This is a genomic window from Microbacterium sp. SGAir0570 (assembly GCF_005491085.2).
Lineage (GTDB): Bacteria > Actinomycetota > Actinomycetes > Actinomycetales > Microbacteriaceae > Microbacterium > Microbacterium arborescens.
Map to the genome: position 1 here is coordinate 3,189,314 of NZ_CP027929.1, position 14,448 is coordinate 3,203,761.

The following is a 14,448-nucleotide window of genomic DNA, read 5'->3' on the forward strand; positions in this document are numbered from 1 at the left end:
GGTGACACCGTGGCCGACCAGCTCGAACCAGGAGACCCGATGACAACCCTGTCGCACACCCCCGCGACCACCCCCTCGGACGTGGCGCTCGTCACGGCCGAGGCGGTCGCCAAACGATACGGAAACACGACGGCACTGGCCGGGATAGACATCTCGGTCGCCGCCGGCGAGATCCTGGGCCTGGTCGGCCACAACGGCGCCGGCAAGAGCACCCTCATGCGGGTGCTCGCCGGACGCGAGCAGCCCGACGCCGGCAGTATCCGCTGGCGGACGGGCGGCGCGACCGCGAAGCCCGGCACCGAGCAGCCCGGCGTCCGGATGATCTACCAGGAGCTCGCCCTCTGCCCCGACCTCACCGTCGCCGAGAACATCGCGCTCTCGGACGCCGGCACCCGCGGGGCAGGCTGGAACCGTCGCGCCGAGCGGCGCGTGTCACGGAAGCTCGACGAGATCTTCCCCGGACACGGTGTCTCGGTACTGCGGCGGGCCGGCGACCTCACGATGGCGCAGCGGCAGATGGTCGAGATCGTGCGCGCTCTGTGCACGCCGTCGCTGTCGCTGCTGATCCTCGACGAGCCGACCGAATCGCTCAGTATCAACGCGACCCGCCAGCTCTACGCGGCGCTCCGCCGCCTCGCCGACGAGGGCGTCGGAATGGTCCTCATCTCGCACCGGATGCAGGAGGTGCTGGCCCACGCCGACCGCATCGCCGTCATGAAGGACGGCCGCGTCGTCGAGGTCGTCGCGGCGAGGGATACCGACGAGGACGCGCTGCTGGCGGCCATGGGCGGCGAGGTCCACGCCGACACGGCGACGGTGCGCCGGGTGAGCGCCGCGAGCGCTCCGCCGGAGATCGACGCGCGGGGCACCGTCGCCCGCATCGACGGCGGCGACGTGCCGTTCTCGGTCTCACCCGGCGAGATCGTCGGCCTCGCCGGGCTCGCCGGCCACGGCCAGGACGAGCTGCTGCACCGCCTCTGGAGCAACGCGCGCGGCGTCCGCGTCGTGCGCGGCCGCGCCTACGTGCCCGGTGACCGGCAGACCAGCGGCATCTTCTCGCTCTGGAACGTCGCCGACAACCTCACCGTCTCCGCCACCCGTCATCTCGCGACGGCGGGAATCGTTCCGCCCGCGCGGCGACGACGGCTCGCCGAGGAATGGGTGCAGCGCCTGAACGTCAAGGGCGGTGCCCGGGCCCCGATCACGTCGCTGTCGGGCGGGAACCAGCAGAAGGTCATCGTCGCGCGGGCGTTCGCGACCGACGCCCCTCTCGTCCTGCTGGACGACCCCTTCCGGGGCGTCGATGTCACGACGAAGAACGAGCTGTACGCCCTCATGCGCGTCGAGGCGGCACGCGGCCGCTCGATCGTCTGGTACTCCACCGAGAACGGCGAGATGGCCCACTGCGACCGCGTCTACGTCTTCCGCTCCGGACGCGTCGTCAGCGAGCTCTCCGGCGACGACATCACCGACGAGCGCATCATCGCCGACTCCTTCGGAGTCGACGCCGAGACAGTCCAGGAGGACCGATGACCACCGACGTGCTCGCCCCGCCCACCGCCCCGCAGCGCCTGCGCGCCTCGGCCGTCAACGGGTCGCCCGCGCTCCTCGCCCTCGTCGCGCTCATCGCGATCTTCGCACTGACCGCGGCTCTGCAGCCCGGAATCCTCAGCGTGCCCGGTCTCACCCTGATGCTCATGTCGTCCGTCCCGCTCGTGCTCGCCGCCCAAGCCCAGATGATCATGATGGCCGTCGGTGACATCGACCTGAGCGTCGGATACCTCGTCGGGCTCATCACGGTGATCGCCGCGACGCTCCTGCGGGAGACCCCCGCGCTCGCGATCGCCATGATCGCCGGCATCCTCGCCGTCTACGCCCTCCTCGCGTGGGTGGTGCAGCGCCGCGGGGTGCCCTCGATCATCCTGACGCTGGGCATGTCGTTCGTGTGGCTGGGGATCGGCCTGCAGATCCGGCCGACGCCCGGCGGCCAGACCCCCGACTGGCTCTCGGCCCTGTCGACCTGGCGGCCGACGTGGTTCCCGGCGCCGCTCATCTTCATCGCCGCAGCGACGGCGCTGGGCTGGTGGATCACCCGACGCTCGCTCGCGGGGGCACGCATGCGCGCGCTCGGCTCGCAGGCCGCGACGCTCGAGAAGACGGGCGCCTCGCTCGTCGCGACCCGGGCGACCGCGTACGTCGCGGCAGCCGCGCTGCTCGTCGTCTCGGGCCTGCTGCTCGCCTCGCAGACCTGGTCGGGCGACATCAACGCCGCCGGCGAGTACACCCTCATGACGATCGCCGCGGTGATCCTCGGCGGCGGCACGTTCTCGGGCGGCCGAGCGCTGCCGATCGGGACGACGCTCGGCGCGATCACCCTCGGCCTCATCACCGTGCTGCTCAGCCTCATCAACCTTCCGTCCGCCCTGCAATCGGCCGCACAAGGCGTCATCGTCATCGCCGTGCTCGCGGGCCGCATGATCACCGAGAGGATCGCGCGATGACCTCCGCTTCCATCCCGCTCCCGGCGCTCCGCCGCGGGCCCGCCTGGCCCGCCTGGGGCTGGTCGCTTCTCGGCGTGCTCGCCGTGTGGGCGGTCATCATCGCCGTGCGGCCCGGATCTCCCCTCGACCCGATGGCCCAGGCCCTCTCGCTCGCGCCGTTCCTCGTGCTCGTCGCCCTCGGGCAGATGCTCGTCATCACCCTCGGTCCGGGCAACATCGACGTCTCGGTCGGCACCGTCATCTCGATGGCCTCGTACGTCTCGGTCGGCGTGGGCGCGACAGCGGGGCCCGTGATCGGGCTCGCCGCCGGCGCCGGCTCCGGGCTCGCCGCCGGCGCGGTCAGCGTCGCCGCGATCCTCCTCCTGCGGGTGCCCCCGATCATCGCGACCCTGGCGACGAGCCTCATCGTCACCTCCGCGACGCTTCTGCTGGCGGATGCCGCTCGCGGCGGCGCCGACGCGGGCCTGCGAGCCTTCGTCACGGCCAAGGCGTTCGGCATCCCCGTCATCGCGCTCGTCGTCGCGGCCATGACCGTGATCGTCTGGCTCGCCCTGACGCGGACCCGTGTCGGTGTGGCCGTCATCGCGGTGGGCCAGAGCGTTCGTGCGGCCGAGCGGGCGGGCCTGCCGGTGGCGGGCGTGACCGTCACCGCCTACCTCGTGTCGGCGGGCCTCGCGGGACTCGTCGGGGGCCTGCTCGCCGCCTTCATCTCCCCGAGCACCGTGCTCGGCAGCTCGTACATGCTCGACTCGATCGCCGTCGTCGTGATCGGCGGCACCCTCATCTCGGGAGGCCGCCCCGTGCCGGCCGGCGCCTGGACCGGCGCCCTGTTCTTCGTGCTGCTGTCGGGACTGCTCAACCTCGTGGGGTGGTCGGTCGGCGCCCAGAACGTCCTCAAGGGCGTGCTCGTCGTCCTCGTGGTCGTGATCGCGTCCGCCGCGACCGGAACCGGCCGCAGCTCCCTGCGCCGACTCCGCGCGAACCTGCAGCGTCCCACCCCTGCCCCCTCGGCCCGACGCGCCGACACCGACCCCACCCCGAAGAACAAGGAGAACATCCATGGCTGACCTCGACGACCTGCGTGAGGGAACCGACTACTCCGGCCCCGCCGCGGCCGGCACCGGCTACCCCATCAAGGGCCAAGCAGGCCAGGACTGGGGGATGCGCGCGCGGATGTCGCGCGTGTTCGACCCCCGCGACGGCAAGACCGTGATGCTCGCGTTCGATCACGGCTACTTCCAGGGGCCGACGTCGGGACTCGAGCGGCTCGATCGCTCGATCCTCCCGCTGGTCCCCCAGGCCGATGCCCTGATGTGCACGCGCGGTGCCCTGCGCACGACCATCCCGCCGCACTCCGCGAAGGGCATCGTGCTCCGCGCCTCGGGCGGACCGAGCGTGCTCAAGGAGCTCTCCGACGAGGAGGTCGCCGTCTCGATCGACGACGCCGTGCGACTGGATGCCGCGGCGCTCGCGGTGCAGGTCTTCATCGGCGGCGACAACGAGACGAAGTCGGTGCGCAACATGACGACCCTCGTCGACGCGGGCCAGGCCACCGGCATCCCGGTCCTGGCCGTCACCGCGGTCGGCCGCGACATGGTGCGCGACGCCCGCTACTTCCGGCTCGCGACGCGGATCAGCGCCGAGCTCGGCGCCGCGTTCGTGAAGACGTACTACGTCGAGGAGGGCTTCGAGACGATCACGAGCGCGTGCCCCGTCCCGATCGTCATCGCCGGCGGCAAGAAGGTCGAGGAGCGCGAGGCCCTCCGGGTCGCATCGCGCGCCATGGCCGAGGGCGCGGCGGGCGTCGACATGGGACGCAACGTCTTCCAGTCGGAGCACCCGGCCGCCATGCTCGCGGCCGTCCGCGGCGTCGTGCACGACGGCCTCAGCGCCGACGACGCCTTCGATCTCTTCCAGACCCTCTCCCACTGAACCGTCTCGGGGCGCCCACGGGCGCCCCGAGACCAGAAGGATGCAGCATGCCCTCGCTTCGTACCCATGCCGAGCCGACCTCGGCCGACGTCGTCGTCATCGGCGCCGGGATCAACGGCCTCGCCATCGCCCGTGAGGCCGCCGGTCGCGGCCTCCACGTCGTCGTCATCGATCGTGACGACATCGCCGCCCGCACGTCGGCGATCTCGACCCGTCTCATCCACGGCGGCCTGAAGTACCTCGAGCGCGTGGAGATCCCGCTCGTGCTCGAGTCGATCCGCGAGCGCAACATCCTGCTGCGCACGGCGCCGCATCTCGTGCGCCCGTACCCCATGCTCATCCCCTTCTCGCGGGGCGCCTCGCGGCCCGGATGGCTGCTGTCGTGCGGGCTGCTGCTGCACGACATCCTGTCGCTGGGCAAGAAGCTGCCGCGCAACCGCATCGTCTTCTCGCGGCGACTCGCCCGCGAGTGGCCCTCGGTGGCCGCGGGCGGCGTGAAGTGGGGCGGCCTCTTCCAGGACGCGCACGTGCCGGTGACCGAGCGCTTCGGCATCGAGCTCGCCATCGATGCGGCCAACCACGGCGCGACCGTGCTCACCCACACCCCCGTCACCGACCTGATCCGCGAGAACGGACGCATCGCCGGCGTCCGGTACCTCGACCGCGAGGACGGACGCGAGCGGACGCTGCGCGCCCCCGTGGTCGTCAACTGCGCCGGCCCCTGGGTCGACGCGGTGCTCGATCTGCAGGGCGACCACCCCCGCCGGATCGGGCCGACGAAGGGAAGCCACCTCGTCGTCGACGCCTTCCCCGGCGCGCCCGACACGTGCATCTTCTTCGAGTCGCCCGACGACGGCCGGCCCATGTTCGTGCTGCCGTGGTGGGACGGCAAGTACATGATCGGCACCACCGACCTGCCCTACGACGGGTCGATCGACGAGATCATCGTCGACGACGACGAGGTCGACTACCTGCTCCGGGCCGTCAACGACCTCATCCCGGCAGCAGGGCTGCGCCGCGACGCCGTGCTCTGGTCGTTCTCGGGGGTGCGCCCCCTCCCCTACGTCGCCGATCTCAGCGACCCGGCCTCGGTCAGCCGCGACAGCGAGATCGTCGTGCACACGGGCGAGGCCGCGGGGCTCCTCACCGTCATCGGCGGCAAGTACACGACCCACCGTGCCCTCGGCGAGCAGGCGCTCCGGCGCATCGAGACGGCACTCGGCCTCGGCCGTCGCCGCTCCGCGACCCGGACGGCCCGGTTCCCCGGCGCACCCGCGGGCGATCACGGACGCTTCGTCGCCGACAGCGTCACCCGCAGCGTCCTTCCCGAGCGCAGCGCCCGCCGTCTCGCCGACCTGTACGGAACCCTCAGCCGCCCGATCGAGATGCTCGCGGCATCCGATCCGTCGCTGGCAGAGGTCATCGACGACGACAGCGGCGCGATCGCGGCGGAGGTCGTGTACGCCGTCCGCGAGGAAGGCGCCCACACGCTCGAGGACGTCCTGATCCGACGCACCGCGATCGCGCTGAACAGCGACGTGGGCCTCGGCTGCGCGCCCCGCGCGGCAGACGTGCTCGTCGCGCACGGCGACTGGAGCGCCGAGCGCGCGGAAGCCGAGCTGGCGCGATACCGTGAAGCCGCTCGGCGCTTCGCACCCCGAACCCTGCGCCCGGCACCCGCTCAGCCGACGGCCGCCTGAGCGAGAAACGAGGATCGATGAAGATCTGCGTCATCGGCATCGACGTGGGCCTCACGTCTGCCAAAGCAGCGGCGTTCGACGACGCCGGGCGGGAGATCCGCACGGTCTCGGCGCCGAACCCCCGCGTCGCGGTCTCGCGCGAGCGGCAGGAGATCGCGATGGACACGCTGTGGGACGTCGTGGCCGACGTCCTGCGCGACCTGACCGCGTGGCTCGCGGCCGACGGATGGACCGTCTCGGCCGTCGGCGCGACCGGTCACGGCAACGGCCTGTACCTCGTCGACGAGCAGCTGCGGCCGGTGCGGCCCGCCATCGCCTCGACCGACAGCCGGGCCGAGCACGTCGTCGCGGCGCTCGACCCCGCGGCGGTCGAGCGGATGCGGCTGCTCACCGGGTCGCTTCCGTGGGCCGCGCAGCCCGGCGTGCTCCTGCGGTGGCTGCTCGACAACGAGCCGGAATCGCTCGACCGGGCCCGCTGGGCGCTGACCTGCAAGGACTGGATCACCGCGTGCCTCACCGGCGTCGCGAGCGCCGACACATCCGACTCGTCGGGGTGCGGGCTGGTCAACCTGCGGGCGCGGGAGTACGAGCCCGAGGTCTTCGACATGCTCGGCCTGCCCCGCGAGCTCCAGCGCATCCTGCCGCCCCTGCACGCGAGCGACGAGGTCGTCGGGACGATCAGCGCCGAGGCCGCCGCGCGCTCCGGCCTGATCGCGGGCACCCCCGTCGTCGCCGGGTGCATGGACTGCGTCGCGAGCCCGCTGGGGGCGGGCTCCACCGACCTCGGCGACGTGACGGTGATCGTGGGAACGTGGGCGATCAACGCTGTCGTCGTGCCGACGGACGCCGTCCCCCCGCGCGTCACCATCAACGCGCTGCTCCCCGATCCCCGCCTCATGCTGGCCATGGAGGTCGCACCGACGTCCGCGGCGAGCATCGAATGGGCGTCCGGACTGCTCGGCGCGCGCGCCACTCTTCCGCTGACGCCGCGCGATCTGCTCGAGGCCGCGCACGGCGCACCCCCGCTGGCCGACGGGCTGCTCTTCCTGCCGTTCATCCACGGCGCACCCGAGCACCTCGGTGCCTCCGGAACGTTCGTCGGGATCAAGGGCAGCCACGGCTACCCGCATGTCGCCCGCGCGGTCGCCGAGGGCATCACGCAGTACCACCGCGTGCAGATCGAGAAGGTCGTCGCGACGGGCGCTGTCGTCACCGACGCCCCGTGGACACTCGCCGGCGGCGGGGCGAAGAACCCGCAGTGGGCGCAGATGTTCGCCGACGTCATCGGGCACGCGATGCGCCGGCAGCTCGGCACCGAGCTGGGCGCCCGGGGCGTCGCCTCGCTCGCGGCACGCGGTGTCGGCGTCGACATGACCCCGTGGGGCGTCGAGCCCGACCCCGCGCTCGTCGTGCAACCGGGCATCTGCCGCACCGCGTATCAGCAGCAGGCCGCCCGCTTCGACCGGGTCGTCTCGTCGATGACGAGCGTCTGGGAGGCCTACGCATGACCCCGTCACCGGAGGTGTCGGCCGCGCTGGACGAGATCGTGCGCGTCAGCCGCGCACTCGGCGGCGATCCCTCTTTCGTCCTCCACGGGGGCGGGAACACCTCGATCACCGCGCGGGGCGAGGACGTCACGGGCGAACCCGTGGACCTCGTCCTCGTCAAGGGCAGCGGGTGGGATCTCGCCACGATCGAGCCCGCGGGGTTCGCGCCGCTGCGCCACGAACGGCTCGAAGCCCTGCTGCGCCTGCCGCACCTCGACGACCCGACGATGGTGAACGAGCTGCGCCAGGCCTCCCTCGACGCGTCGGCGCCGACGGCCTCGATCGAGGCGCTGCTGCACGCGCACCTCCCCGGACGTGTCGCACTCCACTCCCACGCCGATGCGATCGTCGCCGTGACCGATCGCGACGTGTCCGACGTTGAGATCGCGTCGGCGCTCGGCCCGCGGGTCGCCGTTCTGCCCTACGTGATGCCCGGATTCCCGCTCGCCCGCCTCGTGGCCGACACCGACCTGAGCGGCGTGGACGCGCTCGTGCTGCGCAACCACGGCCTGTTCACCTTCGGCGACGACCCCGACGCGGTGCTCGCGCGCCATCGCGAGATCGTCGCCCGCGCGGCCGAGGTCTCGGGGATCGTCGCCCCCGAGACGAATGCCGGTGAAACGGGTGCCGGTGAAACGGGTGCCGGTGAGGGCGGCATCCCGTCTCGGGGCACCATCGAGGCCATCGCGAATCTGCGCGCCGACATCGCGCGGGCCGCGGGCCGGCCCATGCTGCTGCGGCAGAGCCGATCGCACCGTGCCGCCGCGTTCGCTGCGCGCCCCGACGTCAGCGCGGCCACGACCCGCGGAACCGCGACTCCCGAGCACGTCATCTACACGAAGCGTCATCCGCTCGTCGGGCGCGATGTCGCCGCCTACGCGAGCGCCTACCGGGCCTACGTCGAGCGCCATCGGCAGCGCCAGACGGGGCCGGTGACTCCCCTCGACCCCGCTCCCCGCGTCGTGCTCGACCCGGAGCTCGGGATGCTGACGGCGGGCGACACCGTAAGAGATGTCGGCGTCGCGGCCGATATCGCGGAGCACACGATCGCCGTCATCCAAGCCGCCGACGCGATCGGCGGCTACCGATCGCTCGACGAGGCGCAGAGCTTCGACATCGAGTACTGGTCTCTCGAGCAGGCCAAGCTCGCGGGCCGCCGCCGTGCGCCGCTCGCGGGCGAGGTCGCCATCGTGACGGGCGCCGCCTCGGGCATCGGCCGGGCCGTCGCCGAGCGACTCCTCGCCGATGGTGCCGCCGTCGTCGGGGTCGACCTCGACCCGGCCGTGCGGCACGCCTTCGCCGGTGACGTCTGGCGCGGTGTCGTCGGCGACGTCGCCGACCCGGCGATCATCGAGCGCACCCTCGACGAGGCGGTCCGCACCTACGGCGGCGTCGACATGCTCGTCGTCGCCGCGGGGATCTTCCCCCGCAGCCAGTGCATCGCCGACCTCGACGACGCGACGTGGGAGCGCGCCCTGCGCGTCAACGCCACCGCCCCGCTCCGCCTGATGCGCGCGGCTCATCCTCACCTCGCGCTCTCGCCGCGGGGCGGGCGGGTCGTGCTCGTCTCGACGAAGAACGTCGCCGCCCCGGGACCGGGCGTCGCCGCCTATTCGGCGAGCAAGACGGCGGCGGCACAGCTCGCACGGGTCGCCGCCCTCGAGTGGGCCGCCGACGGCATCCGCGTGAACCAGGTCGAGCCGGATGCGGTCTTCGACACCGCGATCTGGACGCCCGAGCTGCTCGCGCAACGAGCTGCCAGCTACGGGCTGTCCATCGAGGAGTACCGCACGCGGAACCTCCTGCGCATCGAGGTCACGAGCGCCATGGTGGCCGAGGCCGTCGCCGTGTTCTGCGGGCAGCTGCCGGCGACGACCGGCGCGCACCTCAGCGTCGACGGAGGGAACGACCGGGTGATCTGACGGCCGCAGGAAGCGCGCGCGATTTCGGGCGACCGAACGATTCGCTCGCCCGAAATGCTGTCAATCAGGGCTTTTCGTCATTCTCGAGGGCCGGCGACTGGCAAGCTCGAGAGCGGCCGATCTCCGTTCGACGGCGCCCGGGACGATCGCCCGCCATCCCGTCATCCCGCTTCGAGGAGGAGCCATGTCGCCCTGGGCGCTGTTCATCCTGGCCGTCGGCGTCTCCGCCGATGCGTTCGCCGTGGCCCTCGGAAAAGGTCTGCAGCTGCGCGCCCACGTCGTGCGCGGCGCCCTCCTCATCGCCGGCGCCTTCGGTCTCGCGCAGGCCGTCATGCCACTGATCGGCTGGCTGCTCGGCAGCACCTTCGCGGAGGCGATCGCGCCGTTCGACCACTGGATCGCCTTCGGCCTGCTCGCCGCCATCGGCGCGAAGATGCTGTGGGAGGCGTTCCGCCCCGACGATGACGACGCGGATGCGGCATCCGGCCTGTCCGCCCGCGAGATCGTGCTGCTCGCCCTCGCGACGAGCATCGACGCCCTCGCGGTCGGGCTGTCGTTCGCCTTCCTCGACGTGCCGCTGTGGATCGCGGTCGTCTCGATCGGCCTCGTCACGTTCGCCCTGTCGTTCGTCGCCGTGCTGATCGGCCACCGCATCGGCACGCGCTGGCGCAAGCCCGCCGAGATCATCGGCGGCATCGTGCTCATCGGCATCGGCACGCAGATCCTCATCGAGCACCTGGTCGCCGGCTGATCCCGCCGTGCTGTCCGCGCTCGCGAACCTCGGAGGATCGCGCCGATCTCGGACGCATGGGCGCGAACAGTCCGAGCTTCGCGACATGCTCCGAAGGACGGATGCCGCGGATGCCGCGGCTCAGCCGGCGCGCTTCGACTTCGCATAGGCGACGACCGCGTTCGCGTGGCCGTGCCCCAACCCGTGCTCGGTCTTGAGCGACTCGACGACCTGCATGTGCGTGGATCCCGACGCGAGCTGGTCGGCCGCGATGTCGAGCCAGTGCTGGACCGGCAGTCCGTAGGTCTTCTCGATGCTCGGGAAGTACGACGCGGGCCCCTTCTCACTCATGCACCGAGGCTACTCCCCCGCCCGCCGCCGAGACCATACCGTCGCGGTGAGAACGCACCGCGCACGGTACGACCTCACGACGACGGTGCGTTCTCGAGAGTGATCAGCTCAGTCGAGCAGCAGCGCGGGCTCCTCCAAGACGGATGCCACGTCGGCGATGAACCGGCTCATGCCGTCGCCGTCCACGACGCGATGGTCGAACGAGCCCGACACCGTCGTGACGAAGCGAGGACGCACCTCGCCGTCGACGACCCACGGCTTCTGCCGGATCGTGCCCATCGCGACGATGCCCGACTCGCCGGGGTTGATGATCGGGGTGCCGGCATCCATGCCGAACACGCCGATGTTGGTGATCGTGATCGTGCCGCCCTGCTGCTCGGCCGGGGCGGTCTTGCCCTCGCGCGCGGTGAGGGTCAGCTTCTCGAGTGCGCGGGCGAGACCGCGCATGTTCAGGTCCTGCGCATCCTTGATGTTCGGGACGAGCAGGCCGCGCGGCGTCGCCGCCGCGATGCCGAGGTTGACGTAGTGGCGCACCCGGATCTCCGCGCCGTTGTCGGTCTCGACCCAGGCGGCGTTCACCATCGGGGTGCGGCGGACCGCCCACACGACCGCGCGCGCCATGATCAGCAGCGGCGAGACCTTGATGTCGGCGAAGTCGGGCGAGGCCTTCATCCGCTTGACGAGCTCCATCGTGCGCGTCGCGTCGACGTCGGTCCACACCGACACGTGCGGCGCGGTGTGGGCGGAGTCGACCATGTGCTTGGCCGTGACCTTCCGCACGCCCTTGACGGGGATCGTCTCCTCGCGGTCGTCGGCGGGTCCGGCCGACACGACGGCCGGCGGCACGGGGATCGTCTGCTCGCGCACCTCGGGTCGGGCGGGCGTCTGAAGGTTCCGGAAGACGGATGCCTGCGACGCGTGGTTCACGACATCCTCGCGCGTCACCTCACCCGCGGCGCCCGTCGGCGTGACCGAGGCGAGGTCGACGCCGAGGTCGCGCGCCAGCTTGCGGATCGGCGGCTTCGCCACGACGCCCACGGCCGCGCGAACGGGCGGCTCGGCGGGCTTGCGGCGGCGCGACTGCACCTGTCCGGCCCCGCCGTATCCGACGAGCACCGAGCCGCTCTCCTCCGACGCGTCGCCGGCGGCGGCCGGCTTCTCGGCGGGCTTCTGACCGTGCTCGGAGTTGCCGCTCGCGGCATCCGCTTCCGCCGCGGCACCGGCGATGGTGATGATCGCGGCCCCCACCTCGACCGTCGTCCCCTCGTCGACGAGCAGCTCGCCGACCGTGCCCGAGAACGGCGACGGCAGCTCGACGAGCGACTTCGCGGTTTCGATCTCGACGAGGACGTCGTTGACGGCGACCTCGTCGCCCGCGGCGACGCGCCACTGCACGATCTCGGCCTCGGTGAGGCCTTCGCCGACGTCCGGCAGGTGGAAGGTCTGGGTGCTCATGAGGGAATCCTCTCGCAGGCGCGTCGGATGGTCAGTAGGCGAGGGCGCGATCGACGGCCTCGAGGATGCGGTCGGCGTCGGGCAGGTACGCGCCCTCGAGCTTCGCCGCGGGGAACGGGACGTCGAAGCCCGACACCCGCAGCACGGGAGCCTCGAGCGAGAAGAACGCCTGCTCTGTCACCGTCGCCGCGATCTCGGAGCCCAGCGACGTGAAGCCGGGGGCCTCCTGGCCGTAGACCATGCGCCCGGTGCGGCGCACCGACTCGACGATCGGGCCGTAGTCGACCGGCGACAGCGACCGCAGGTCGACGACCTCGCACGAGACGCCCTCGCTCTCGGCGAGCGCGGCGGCCTGCAGCAGCACCGTCACCATCGCGCCGTGTCCGACGAGCGTGACGTCGGTGCCGCGGCGGACGATACGCGAGGCGTGAAGCGGCAGGGCACGTGCGGCGAGGTCGACCTCGCCCTTGGTCCAATAGCGCGACTTCGGCTCGAGGAACACGATGGGGTCGTTCGAGGCGATCGCGTCCTGGATCATCCAGTAGGCGTCGTTCGGCGTCGACGGCGAGACGACCCGCAGGCCGGCGGTGTGCGTGAAGTACGCCTCGGGGCTCTCCTGGTGGTGCTCGACCGCGCCGATGTGCCCGCCGTAAGGGATCCGGATGACGACGGGGAACGACATCCGTCCCTCGTGCCGGTTCGTCAGCTTCGCGAGCTGCGTGGTGATCTGATCGAAGGCGGGGAAGACGAATCCGTCGAACTGGATCTCGCACACCGGGCGGAAGCCGGCCATCGCGAGTCCGATCGCGGTGCCGACGATGCCCGACTCGGCGAGGGGCGTGTCGAGCACGCGCCGGTCGCCGAACTCGGCCTGCAGCCCCTCGGTGACGCGGAACACGCCGCCGAGACGGCCGATGTCCTCACCCATCATGAGGACATGGTCGTCCTGCTGCATCGCCGCGCGCATGCCCGCGTTGAGAGCCTTGCTGAACGGCAGCGTCTCGATGCTCATGCGCGTCCCTCCTCGAAGGATGCCTCGTAGTCGGCGAGCCACTTCCGCTGCCGGTCGACGAGCGGATGCTGCTCGCTGTAGACGTGCGCGAACATGCTGTCGGCCTCGGGGGCGGTGAGCTGGTTCGTGCGGACCCGGACGTCGTCGGCGTAGGCCGCGGCCGCGGCATCCACGTCGTCGAAGAAGGATGCCGACGCACCGCGGCCTTCGAGATAGGCGCGCATCCGTGCGATCGGGTCGCGCTGCGCCCAGAAGGCCTCTTCGTCGCTCGTGCGGTACTTCGTGGGGTCGTCGCTCGTCGTGTGCGCGCCCATGCGGTACGTCAGCGCCTCGATGGCACGGGGCCCAGCGCCGGAGCGCGCCTCGTCGAGCGCGAGCTTGGTGACGGCATAGCTGGCGAGCACGTCGTTGCCGTCGACGCGGACCGACGGCATCCCGTAGCCGGCGCCGCGGCGCACGAGCGGGACCTTGGACTGCGTCGAGACGGGCACCGAGATCGCCCAGTGGTTGTTCTGCAGGAAGAAGACCTGCGGGGTGTTGTAGCTCGTGGCGAAGACCATCGCCTCGTGCACGTCGCCCTGGCTCGACGCGCCGTCGCCGTAGTAGACGATGACCGCTTCGTCGCGCTCGGGGTCGCCGGTGCCGGTGCGGCCGTCGAAGACCATGCCCATGCCGTAGCCCGAGGCGTGCAGCGTCTGCGAGCCGAGCACGAGCGTGTAGATGTGGGTGTTGCCGTTGCGCGGGTCGGTCGGGTCCCACCCGCCGTGCGTGAGACCGCGCATGAGTCGGATGATGTCGATCGGGTCGACGCCGCGGATCGTGCACACGACGTGCTCGCGGTATGACGGGAAGAGGTGGTCCTGGGGCCGGGCCGCCCGAGCGGATCCGACCTGCGCGGCCTCCTGCCCGAAGGACGGCGGCCACAGCGCGAGCTGCCCCTGACGCTGCAGGTTCGTCGCCTGGCGGTCGAAGGCCCGCACCGTCACCATGTCGCGGTAGAACGTCTCGAGCTCGGCGTCGGAGAGCGCCTCGATCACCGGAAGATAGCGTTCGGCTTCGGGCGACGGGTCGAGTGAGCCGTCGGCCGCGAGGACGCGGACGAGAGCGGGATCGAGTTCTGCGTCGGTCACCCTCCCACGCTAACGCCCCCGGTATGGCCCCATCTGCATGCGGTCGACAACGGATGCCGCGATTCGCGGTGGGTGCGGCACAAGCCGGGTGGGGTGGCCGTGGGGGTGTTGGTGCGTGCGGGGCCCGGATGCAAGGGATCGTGGCCGCCACCCCGGCCGGGCGGCATC

Annotated in this window: 12 protein-coding genes; 8 read left to right on the plus strand and 4 right to left on the minus strand. The window is 71.8% G+C overall.

The genetic code is table 11. The features are described from left to right. Nucleotides 1–39: 39 nt before the first annotated feature. From C1N74_RS15130 to C1N74_RS15165, 8 genes are all read left to right on the plus strand, one after another. Nucleotides 40–1,533, plus strand: a complete 1,494-nt coding sequence (locus C1N74_RS15130) for a sugar ABC transporter ATP-binding protein (RefSeq protein ID WP_137750836.1) — start codon at nt 40–42, stop codon at nt 1,531–1,533. Next, nucleotides 1,530–2,501 (plus strand): ABC transporter permease, encoded by a 972-nt coding sequence (locus C1N74_RS15135; protein ID WP_023953650.1) that lies wholly within the window; start codon nt 1,530–1,532, stop codon nt 2,499–2,501. Before C1N74_RS15130 ends, C1N74_RS15135 begins: the two co-directional genes overlap by 4 nt. Then, entirely contained in the window at nt 2,498–3,568 is a 1,071-nt protein-coding gene (locus C1N74_RS15140; RefSeq protein ID WP_023953649.1) for an ABC transporter permease, read from the plus strand. The genes C1N74_RS15135 and C1N74_RS15140 overlap by 4 nt, the downstream gene beginning before the upstream one ends. Beyond that, nucleotides 3,561–4,433, plus strand: a complete 873-nt coding sequence (gene lsrF, locus C1N74_RS15145) for a 3-hydroxy-5-phosphonooxypentane-2,4-dione thiolase (protein WP_023953648.1) — start codon at nt 3,561–3,563, stop codon at nt 4,431–4,433. The genes C1N74_RS15140 and lsrF overlap by 8 nt, the downstream gene beginning before the upstream one ends. 47 nt (nt 4,434–4,480) lie before the next feature. Further along, the gene (locus tag C1N74_RS15150) at nt 4,481–6,133 is read left to right on the plus strand and encodes a glycerol-3-phosphate dehydrogenase/oxidase (RefSeq protein ID WP_137750837.1); all 1,653 of its coding nucleotides are present in this window, start codon (nt 4,481–4,483) and stop codon (nt 6,131–6,133) included. Between the two features lie 17 nt (nt 6,134–6,150). Next, entirely contained in the window at nt 6,151–7,641 is a 1,491-nt protein-coding gene (locus C1N74_RS15155; protein ID WP_137750838.1) for an FGGY-family carbohydrate kinase, read from the plus strand. Continuing rightward, nucleotides 7,638–9,602, plus strand: coding sequence for an SDR family NAD(P)-dependent oxidoreductase (locus C1N74_RS15160; protein WP_137750839.1), 1,965 nt, complete (start codon nt 7,638–7,640; stop codon nt 9,600–9,602). The genes C1N74_RS15155 and C1N74_RS15160 overlap by 4 nt, the downstream gene beginning before the upstream one ends. Before the next feature lie 184 nt (nt 9,603–9,786). Beyond that, complete coding sequence (locus C1N74_RS15165) at nt 9,787–10,353, plus strand: manganese efflux pump MntP family protein (RefSeq protein ID WP_023953644.1); 567 nt, start codon at nt 9,787–9,789, stop codon at nt 10,351–10,353. Nucleotides 10,354–10,473: 120 nt separating this feature from the next. Here C1N74_RS15165 and C1N74_RS15170 read toward each other — a convergent pair whose 3' ends face one another. The 4 genes from C1N74_RS15170 to C1N74_RS15185 form a co-directional block, all read right to left on the minus strand. Next, nucleotides 10,474–10,683 carry a DUF4287 domain-containing protein gene (locus C1N74_RS15170; protein ID WP_023953643.1) on the minus strand — a complete coding sequence of 70 codons (210 nt, stop codon included), beginning with the start codon at nt 10,681–10,683 and terminating at the stop codon, nt 10,474–10,476. Between the two features lie 108 nt (nt 10,684–10,791). Then, nucleotides 10,792–12,138: a dihydrolipoamide acetyltransferase family protein gene (locus tag C1N74_RS15175; protein ID WP_023953642.1), complete on the minus strand. Its 1,347-nt coding sequence runs from the start codon at nt 12,136–12,138 to the stop codon at nt 10,792–10,794. Between the two features lie 31 nt (nt 12,139–12,169). After that, nucleotides 12,170–13,150, minus strand: a complete 981-nt coding sequence (locus C1N74_RS15180; RefSeq protein ID WP_064955857.1) for an alpha-ketoacid dehydrogenase subunit beta — start codon at nt 13,148–13,150, stop codon at nt 12,170–12,172. Next, entirely contained in the window at nt 13,147–14,280 is a 1,134-nt protein-coding gene (locus C1N74_RS15185) for a thiamine pyrophosphate-dependent dehydrogenase E1 component subunit alpha (RefSeq protein ID WP_137750840.1), read from the minus strand. Before C1N74_RS15185 ends, C1N74_RS15180 begins: the two co-directional genes overlap by 4 nt. Between the last annotated feature and the right edge of the window lie 168 nt (nt 14,281–14,448).

What these genes read in the sequence shown, in the direction of transcription:
- C1N74_RS15155 (WP_137750838.1), top strand. Translation starts at nt 6,151, where the DNA reads ATGAAGATCTGCGTCATCGGCATCGACGTGGGCCTCACGTCTGCCAAA.
- C1N74_RS15130 (WP_137750836.1), top strand. Translation starts at nt 40, where the DNA reads ATGACAACCCTGTCGCACACCCCCGCGACCACCCCCTCGGACGTGGCG.
- C1N74_RS15140 (WP_023953649.1), top strand. Translation starts at nt 2,498, where the DNA reads ATGACCTCCGCTTCCATCCCGCTCCCGGCGCTCCGCCGCGGGCCCGCC.
- C1N74_RS15165 (WP_023953644.1), top strand. Translation starts at nt 9,787, where the DNA reads ATGTCGCCCTGGGCGCTGTTCATCCTGGCCGTCGGCGTCTCCGCCGAT.
- C1N74_RS15180 (WP_064955857.1), bottom strand. Translation starts at nt 13,150, where the DNA reads ATGAGCATCGAGACGCTGCCGTTCAGCAAGGCTCTCAACGCGGGCATG.
- C1N74_RS15175 (WP_023953642.1), bottom strand. Translation starts at nt 12,138, where the DNA reads ATGAGCACCCAGACCTTCCACCTGCCGGACGTCGGCGAAGGCCTCACC.
- C1N74_RS15135 (WP_023953650.1), top strand. Translation starts at nt 1,530, where the DNA reads ATGACCACCGACGTGCTCGCCCCGCCCACCGCCCCGCAGCGCCTGCGC.
- C1N74_RS15150 (WP_137750837.1), top strand. Translation starts at nt 4,481, where the DNA reads ATGCCCTCGCTTCGTACCCATGCCGAGCCGACCTCGGCCGACGTCGTC.
- lsrF (WP_023953648.1), top strand. Translation starts at nt 3,561, where the DNA reads ATGGCTGACCTCGACGACCTGCGTGAGGGAACCGACTACTCCGGCCCC.
- C1N74_RS15160 (WP_137750839.1), top strand. Translation starts at nt 7,638, where the DNA reads ATGACCCCGTCACCGGAGGTGTCGGCCGCGCTGGACGAGATCGTGCGC.
- C1N74_RS15170 (WP_023953643.1), bottom strand. Translation starts at nt 10,683, where the DNA reads ATGAGTGAGAAGGGGCCCGCGTCGTACTTCCCGAGCATCGAGAAGACC.